This is a genomic window from Abditibacteriota bacterium, from assembly GCA_017552965.1.
Lineage (GTDB): Bacteria > Armatimonadota > UBA5829 > UBA5829 > UBA5829 > RGIG7931.
In genome coordinates this window covers 1-1939 of sequence record JAFZNQ010000111.1, presented here as the reverse complement: position 1 = coordinate 1939, position 1939 = coordinate 1, and the positions used below count along the sequence as shown (strand labels likewise).

Genomic DNA, 1939 nt, shown 5'->3' with positions numbered 1-1939 from the left:
ATATACAAACAGATAGCGTCCGGCGCCACTTATATGATAGCACCCGGACGCAGTATTTTTCAACAAAAAAACGCGTTCTTTATTTGACAGAATAATTGCAGGCAGAGGGAGGGCTGAAATATTCCTTTTGCCCCGCTCAATCACACGTCATATCGGAGAAGTTATGCCTTTCCCGGGCGCTGCGCGCCCGGGAAAGGCATAAAAAAATATTGTGCCTCGGCAGGCGCGTTGCGCCTGCCGAGGCACACTCTTCCCCGCAGCGCTCCGATACAATGCAGCGCCGGAGAGAATAATGACATTATAATGGCCGCCGGGGGCTACGTCTTACTTCGGATATCTGATCACCATGGCCGGCCGGACTCCGAAGATGTTCATAGCGGAGGGCTCGGCACTCTCAGAGATGCCGCCTATATAATCCACCACCGTGTGATCGGCCTTGGTGCTGCTCCGGAGCCACCACCAACACCGGCCGCCCACTTTGTCTGTGAATATCCTGCGCTTGCGGGCATACCCGGTGGGTATGCACACCCGGTCGGCGTTGTCTATGAAATACCTTTCGGCATCGCCGGAGGAGAGCAAAAACACCCTGTCCTCGGTCCGGTAGCAACCTACGCAGCCGTTGGTGTAGGGGCCGCACTCGATGGAAGTGGTGTAGATGCGCTTCTTTTCCCCGGTGCTGAAGGTCTTGTCAAAAAACTCTTCGTTCAGCCATTTGCGGATGTCGCTGTTTTCCCAGGTGACCTTTTGGGCTGCCCTTTCCTTGGGCGGTCTTTCTTTGTGAAAGGGCATGGTGTCGATGACTGTCTCGGTGACCACCAGCAGCTTGTCGTCGCCAAAGGTTTCCAGCACCCTCCAGCGGAGGGGCTGTCTGCCCAGGAGGCCCTTTTGGGGATAGGAGCCTATGGTGAGCAGCGACCCGGGCTTTGGCAAAGGCTTCGCCGGGGCGGCGTCCTTTTTCGCGGCAGTTGCGGAAGAGCCCTCCGGAGGCGCAACGCGGGACTCGAACAACGGATTCTTGCCGTCCCGTTTTTTGACCAGCACCTTAGTTTCGCGATCGGGTTTTTTACCTGTTCCGGACCTTATGCGAACAGTGACGACTTCGTATTCATCGTCATTTTGCGAACCGGCACCCTTCTTCCCGGACAACGCTGTCGCAGACTTTTCCGCTTCCGTCGGTTTTACGAACTCAATGTGGTCTGTCGAGCAGATCCCCTGACGGTCTTTGAGATCCCACTTGATCTCTATCGGGCCGGGCCTGTCCGCCTCTGCCCAGGTCATCGCTGCGGCGGTTTTCGGCTGATTTTCGCCGGGAAGACGAAACACGGTGAATTCCGGACGGTCCGGATCCACGGGGCCCCGGGGCCTCCGGGCGGCCGGGGCGCCTTTGGCCTGTTTCCCCGACGCTGCCTTGGGAGCGGCGCTCGGAGCATTCCCTGCCGGCCCGCCGGGTGCGGCAACGGCGGCGTTTCTGTCCGGCCCCCCGGGAGCGGCGGCAGAAAAGCCCTGCTGCCCCTGAGATGGCAGCGCTTCAGCTCTATTGGCGGTATTGTTCCGCAGCAGCGCCGTCCCCGCCAATACGGCGACGCACAGCGCTGCGACTGCGATCAGCAATTTGTTCATAGTATACTCCTGTCGTGTCCTTTGTTTGCCGGAGAGTTCCGGCCTATTGGCCCGTTCAATAATAACGTCATCTCGGCGCAGGCGTCCTCGGCGCAGGCGGTAAGAGATCCCCTGAGAAAGAACCGAGAGCCGCGGTCACGGACAGACCCAACGGGACAGAAGGAAAGCGCTCTCCTGCACCTCTCGTCAGTACTCGAAGACCGGGTCCTCCCCGTCTGCCTTCTCACGCAAGCGTGAGTAAGGAAGAGTCAGACGGGTCCCGCCCGAGATCCCTTCCCCAAAATCGCGTAATGCTGACGCATTACATATGTTGCGATTT

General features: G+C 58.6%; 1 protein-coding gene. It reads right to left on the bottom strand.

Going from position 1 to position 1939, the window contains the following annotated elements; genetic code table 11:
- Positions 1–324: 324 nt before the first annotated feature.
- Positions 325–1041, bottom strand: coding sequence for a hypothetical protein (locus IK083_08990; GenBank protein ID MBR4749685.1), 717 nt, complete (start codon positions 1039–1041; stop codon positions 325–327).
- Positions 1042–1939: the final 898 nt, after the last annotated feature.